Source organism: Ureibacillus sp. MALMAid1270 (genome assembly GCF_049202975.1).
Taxonomy (GTDB): domain Bacteria; phylum Bacillota; class Bacilli; order Bacillales_A; family Planococcaceae; genus Ureibacillus.
On the sequence record NZ_JBMIRP010000100.1, the window covers coordinates 1 to 5,212 of the forward strand.

A 5,212-nucleotide genomic window follows, 5' to 3' on the forward strand; every position below is an offset into this window, starting at 1 on the left:
GTCACATCCTTATTTGGGATTTTGGTGTCGTGTGGTAACCTCACTATTAACCAAATCTAAGGGGGTGACAAGTTTTTTTGCGTAAAAAGCGAAAAAATCAACGATTACTAGCGATTTATATAAATTAATTTTGACAATACGGGTAGGAAAGAGGGGGGAAACAAATGGGTAATGTGAATGTTGATAACAAAGTAGATGTAGAAAAAAATGACGCCGGAAATAATCAGCCAAATAAAAAAGGAAAGAAAATCGTATCAAGACGTAGTGCCTTATTAGGTGCAGCCTTTTTAATGGCTACATCTTCCATAGGACCTGGATTCTTAACACAAACAACTGTATTTACAAATCAGTTGTTAGCAAGTATGGGGTTCGTTATTGCAGTTTCATTAATTTTAGATGTCATTGCGCAACTGAACGTTTGGCGTGTTATTGGTGTTTCTGGATTACGTGGACAAGACGTAGCAAATAAAGTATTCCCTGGTCTTGGTGTTGTTTTAGCCGTTTTAATCGTTATCGGGGGTCTAGCATTTAACATCGGAAACGTCGGTGGTGCTGGATTAGGACTTAACGCAATGTTAGGTGTAGATCCTATCTATGGTGCAATAGTGAGTGCTGGTTTTGCTATTATCATTTTCTTATTTAAAGAGGCTGGGAAAGTAATGGACCGTGTTGTACTTGTAGCCGGTTTCGTTATGATTTTCCTAATGCTTTATGTTGCTATTACGACAGCACCTCCGGTAGGTGAGGCAATCGTTCGAACTGTTTGGCCTGAAGATTTAGGGCTCTTAGCAATTATTACGTTAGTCGGTGGAACTGTAGGTGGCTATATCACATTCGCTGGGGGTCACCGACTAATTGATGCAGGGATTACAGGACAGCAAAATCTAAAACAAATTACGAATGGCGCAGTTTCAGGGATTTTAATCACTGGTATTATGAGAATTGCGTTGTTCTTAGCGGTATTAGGTGTCGTTTCTAAAGGATTACAATTAGATATGTCCAATCCAGCCGCATCGGTTTTCCAGCTTGCTATTGGTGACGCAGGATTTCGTATATTCGGTGTGATTATGTGGGCAGCTGCAATTACTTCCGTTGTAGGGGCAGCGTATACGTCAGTTTCTTTTATTCGCTCATTCCATCCATTTATTGAAAAATATCATAACTGGTTTATTATCGGATTTATCGTTGTATCAACAACTGTTTTCGCTACAATTGGTCAACCAGTTAAAATTTTAGTCATTGTAGGAACACTAAATGCGTTTATATTACCGTTATCTTTAGGAATTATGCTAATTGCGGCACATAAACAATCCATTGTTGGAACATACAAGCATCCAAAAGTTTTAACAATAACAGGGATTTTTGTTGTGACAATAATGGCTATTTTGAGTGTATATACATTAATTAATAATTTTTCTACACTTTTTTAAACGGGAAGGGTGTTTGAGAAATGAATTATGCTTCAACTTCACCAACTAAGTTAAGAGAATTAATTCGAGAGGGTGTCATTACAAGCCCGACAGCTGGTATGGCAAAAGGCTACACACAAGCAAATTTAGCCATATTAAAAAAAGAAGATGCGTTCGACTTTTTACTCTTTTGCCAGCGTAATCCTAAATCTTGCCCAATTATTGATGTGACGGAACCTGGTGTATTTGAAAGTACGATCGCTAAAGGTTCGGATATACGGAAAGACATTCCGAAATATCGAGTGTATAAAGATGGTAATTTAGTAGAGGAATTAACAGATATCTCATCTTATTGGGAAGAGGATATGGTGTGTTTCTTAATTGGATGTAGTTTTACCTTTGAAACTCCGTTGTTAGAAAACGGGATTCCGATTCGTCATATTGAAGAAAATTGTAATGTCCCAATGTTTAAAACAAATATTCCAACGAAAAAAGCTGGCAAATTTGAAGGTCCAACGGTTGTTAGTATGAGACCGATGAAGCATTCCGATGCGATTCGTGCGGTTCAAATTACATCTCGTTATCCAGGTGTTCACGGAGCACCAATTCATATTGGCGATCCATCAGCAATAGGAATCCGTGATATTCATAAGCCTGATTTTGGGGATGCGGTTACAATTAAAGAGGACGAAATTCCGGTGTTTTGGGCATGTGGTGTAACACCTCAAGCGGTAGCGATTCAAAGTAAACCATCGATTATGATTACACATGCACCGGGCCATATGTTCATTAGTGACTTAAAAGATTCAGAGTTAAGTGTAATTTAATAAATGCAAGGAGCCATCTGAACAGGGTGGCTCCTTTTTGTTTCATTGTATATGTTATAATCTTTAAAGCTTATTTAATTGGAGTGTAGTTTTATGCTATTTGATTTATTAGTGTTCATCATTGCGGTGTTTTTAGCTGAATCGATTTATAGATATGGCTTATCTAAATTACAGTTTTTATCAACGAAATCGGCGAAGTATCAAAAGCGATTTAAGTCCATCACAATCGGGGTTATGTTTGTTTTATTCATCTTCCTAGCAATCAGTTTAAATATTATTTAAAAGGAATTCGGTTGAACGGCCGAGTTCCTTTATTTTATCCTCAACATCATTTGTAGTGCTACTCATCTTCCGAAGCAAATATTTTTAATATTCCCATGATCATAATAAAAAGAATGACAATTGGCGTAAACCGAATGAGTAGGGGAATGCCAGGTAATAAACTAATTAGAAGTATAGGGAGTCCAATCATGCCCCATTTTGACGTAAACTTCGTATAACGAATCATTTTTTCGGACGATTCCGGATCTTCTTTATATTTCCAACGGTTTCCGAACAGTAAAGCTTCTTCAGGTTCGAAGTAGGACCATATTAAAAGGCCATAGAAGGGTATTAGTAATATAGTTAGAACGATGAATTGTGCTATTTCCATTGGCATTCCTCCTTCGATTGTAAGATTTGATTTTAATTAATATACGTTTTGATTATCGCTAAGTTTCAATATTTTCCAATATCCTAATATTTTGTATATAAATAGGTCGTGAGTCCTTTCCTCAAGTTTGCACTATGATAATTATCAATTTAATGATAAAATGTACAAATTAATAATTTAGAATATTTAGTCTATCAAATTGTTACGATGAATTTGTACATATATTTGTGACTTAATAGAAGACTTCTATGATTGGCAAGGAGAGAGACATGTGGGAAACATTTTACGAATTGGGAGCGCCTTTATAGGGGTGATAGTAGGTGCTGGATTTGCCTCTGGGCAAGAGATATTGCAGTACTTTACAAGTTTTGGAATACCTGGGATTTTTGGCGCTATCTTGGCAACAATTCTTTTTTCTTATCTAGGGATGAATCTTGTGTGGCTAGGAAGTCATACGAAAACAACTTCTCATAAAGATGTGATTTTTAGAATTAGTGGACGATATCTTGGAACCGTGATTGATTACATATTGCTATTCACATTGTTTGGCGTAGGGGTAGTAATGATTGCAGGTGCAGGTTCTAACCTTAATCAACAATTTGGTTTGCCCTATTTTGTTGGGACAACCTTGATGACGATTCTTGTTTTACTAACCGGCTTTTTGAAAGTTAATCGCGTAGTTACTATTATCGGCAGTATTACGCCAGTTCTTATTGTGTTTGTTGTTTTTATCGCAATTTATAGCTTTGTAACGATGGATGGCTCTTTCGCCTCGCTTGATGGGGTTGCAAAATCTATTCCTACTACGCTGCCAAACTGGTTTATTTCCAGTATAAACTATGTATCCTTTAATGTGGCGGTAGGTGCTTCGATGGCCATTGTTATGGGTGGAGCAGAAAAGAATCCGAAAACTGCTGCATGGGGTGGACTAGTTGGTGGTCTCGTATTAGGGATTATGATCATGTTAATCCATCTAGCGATTTTCTCAAAAATTGAAGAAGTGGGCATGTTAGATATGCCGATGCTTGGGATTGTAAGTAATGTTTCAGCAATACTTGGGACTTTGATGGCTCTTGTTATCTTTGGGATGATTTACAACACGGCGATCGGGATGTTCTTCGCATTCGCTTCCCGTTATGCAGAATCAGGAACAAAGAAATTCAAAACCATTATTGTGGTTACGATGGCGGTAGGTTATCTAGCAAGCTATGTCGGATTTACTGACCTTATCAGCTACTTCTACCCACTGATAGGTTATATGGGCCTCTTTTTAATGTTTGCACTTATCGTTGCCCCAATCATTATTAAAAAGCAGGACGCACGGAAGTAGTTGCCTGGGACATTGGGGACAGTAAAAGTGTCCCAGTCGAAAATCGTTGGGACATGGGGGACAGTAATTCTGTCCCAATCTATCAAATTATGATAGGGGAGCAGACCCCGTGAATTAATTGAGTGAACAAGTGGATCTTCATAATAAGTTTTAAGAGGGCTAGCAGCTAATATTAGTAGCTGGCTTTTTTTATTTGAATTATTGGGAGTTGAGAGATGTTGGGACAGATATAAGTGATCGTTCAATAGAAGCCTTCGTTTTATTTGTGGCAATGAAACTAACCTCAAGTCTGGTGAAAAAGTGGGACAGAAAACCTGTCCCCAATGTCCCAGAATAATAGTGGAATAATTACTGACAGTTAATGAAAAACTTTAATGACAATAATTTGACAGGAGGAAGTAGAATGGCATTTAAAACTAAAAATATCTTTATTAATTTATTTGTGAAAGATGTGAGCAAGTCCACACATTTTTTCAAGGAGCTAGGTTTTGAACATAACCCACAATTCTCTGATGAGACGACTACTTGTGTCATTATTAGTGATAATATCTTTGCCATGATCATGAATGAGGAAAAATTCAAAGGATTTACGAAGAAGTAAGTTCCAGATACAACTACTTCGTCCGAGGTCATTTTAAGTTTTTCGGTTGATAGTCGTAATCAAGTGGATGAGCTTGTTAATAAAGCGTTGTCATTAGGTGGAAAAACATTCACTGAGCCCCAAGATCATGGATTTATGTATATTTGGGGATTCCAAGATTTAGATGGCCATTTATGGGAAGCAGCTTATATGGATAAAAGTGCATTGAATCAAGAATAAACTGAAACCCTGTCCTACGTTGGACGGGGTTTTATTTATGTGCGCCCGGCATGGGCTATAACTTGGTGGTGAAAGTCCACTACAGGCTTGGCAGTAGGAACTGTTAGCTAATGGCAAGGGTGTCCATCGTGAGGTGGAATCTGAAGGAAGCCGGAGGCAAAATCCCGAACTGAC

The 5,212-nt window shown here is 37.7% G+C and carries 7 protein-coding genes; 6 read left to right on the plus strand and 1 reads right to left on the minus strand.

Annotated features, from left to right (window positions below):
• Positions 1-290 precede the first annotated feature (290 nt).
• The 3 genes from ACOQFO_RS18135 to ACOQFO_RS18145 all read left to right on the plus strand — a co-directional run bounded on the left by ACOQFO_RS18135 (position 291) and on the right by ACOQFO_RS18145 (position 2,518).
• Entirely contained in the window at positions 291-1,430 is a 1,140-nt protein-coding gene (locus ACOQFO_RS18135) for an NRAMP family divalent metal transporter (RefSeq protein WP_421691096.1), read from the plus strand.
• Positions 1,431-1,450: 20 nt separating this feature from the next.
• Positions 1,451-2,236, plus strand: coding sequence for a putative hydro-lyase (locus ACOQFO_RS18140; protein ID WP_421691091.1), 786 nt, complete (start codon positions 1,451-1,453; stop codon positions 2,234-2,236).
• Between the two features lie 93 nt (positions 2,237-2,329).
• Complete coding sequence (locus ACOQFO_RS18145) at positions 2,330-2,518, plus strand: hypothetical protein (protein WP_421691092.1); 189 nt, start codon at positions 2,330-2,332, stop codon at positions 2,516-2,518.
• A 58-nt stretch (positions 2,519-2,576) separates the two neighbouring features.
• Here the strand turns inward: ACOQFO_RS18145 and ACOQFO_RS18150 are convergent, their stop codons facing one another.
• Positions 2,577-2,888 (minus strand): hypothetical protein, encoded by a 312-nt coding sequence (locus ACOQFO_RS18150; protein WP_421691093.1) that lies wholly within the window; start codon positions 2,886-2,888, stop codon positions 2,577-2,579.
• Between the two features lie 271 nt (positions 2,889-3,159).
• Here ACOQFO_RS18150 and ACOQFO_RS18155 point away from each other — a divergent pair, with 271 nt between their 5' ends.
• The 3 genes from ACOQFO_RS18155 to ACOQFO_RS18165 all read left to right on the plus strand — a co-directional run bounded on the left by ACOQFO_RS18155 (position 3,160) and on the right by ACOQFO_RS18165 (position 5,038).
• On the plus strand, positions 3,160-4,218 hold the full coding sequence (locus ACOQFO_RS18155; protein ID WP_421691094.1) for a hypothetical protein: 1,059 nt from the start codon (positions 3,160-3,162) through the stop codon (positions 4,216-4,218).
• A gap of 403 nt (positions 4,219-4,621) precedes the next feature.
• The gene (locus tag ACOQFO_RS18160; RefSeq protein ID WP_421691095.1) at positions 4,622-4,819 is read left to right on the plus strand and encodes a VOC family protein; all 198 of its coding nucleotides are present in this window, start codon (positions 4,622-4,624) and stop codon (positions 4,817-4,819) included.
• 30 nt (positions 4,820-4,849) lie between these two features.
• Positions 4,850-5,038, plus strand: a complete 189-nt coding sequence (locus ACOQFO_RS18165; RefSeq protein ID WP_421691097.1) for a VOC family protein — start codon at positions 4,850-4,852, stop codon at positions 5,036-5,038.
• Positions 5,039-5,212 lie beyond the last annotated feature (174 nt).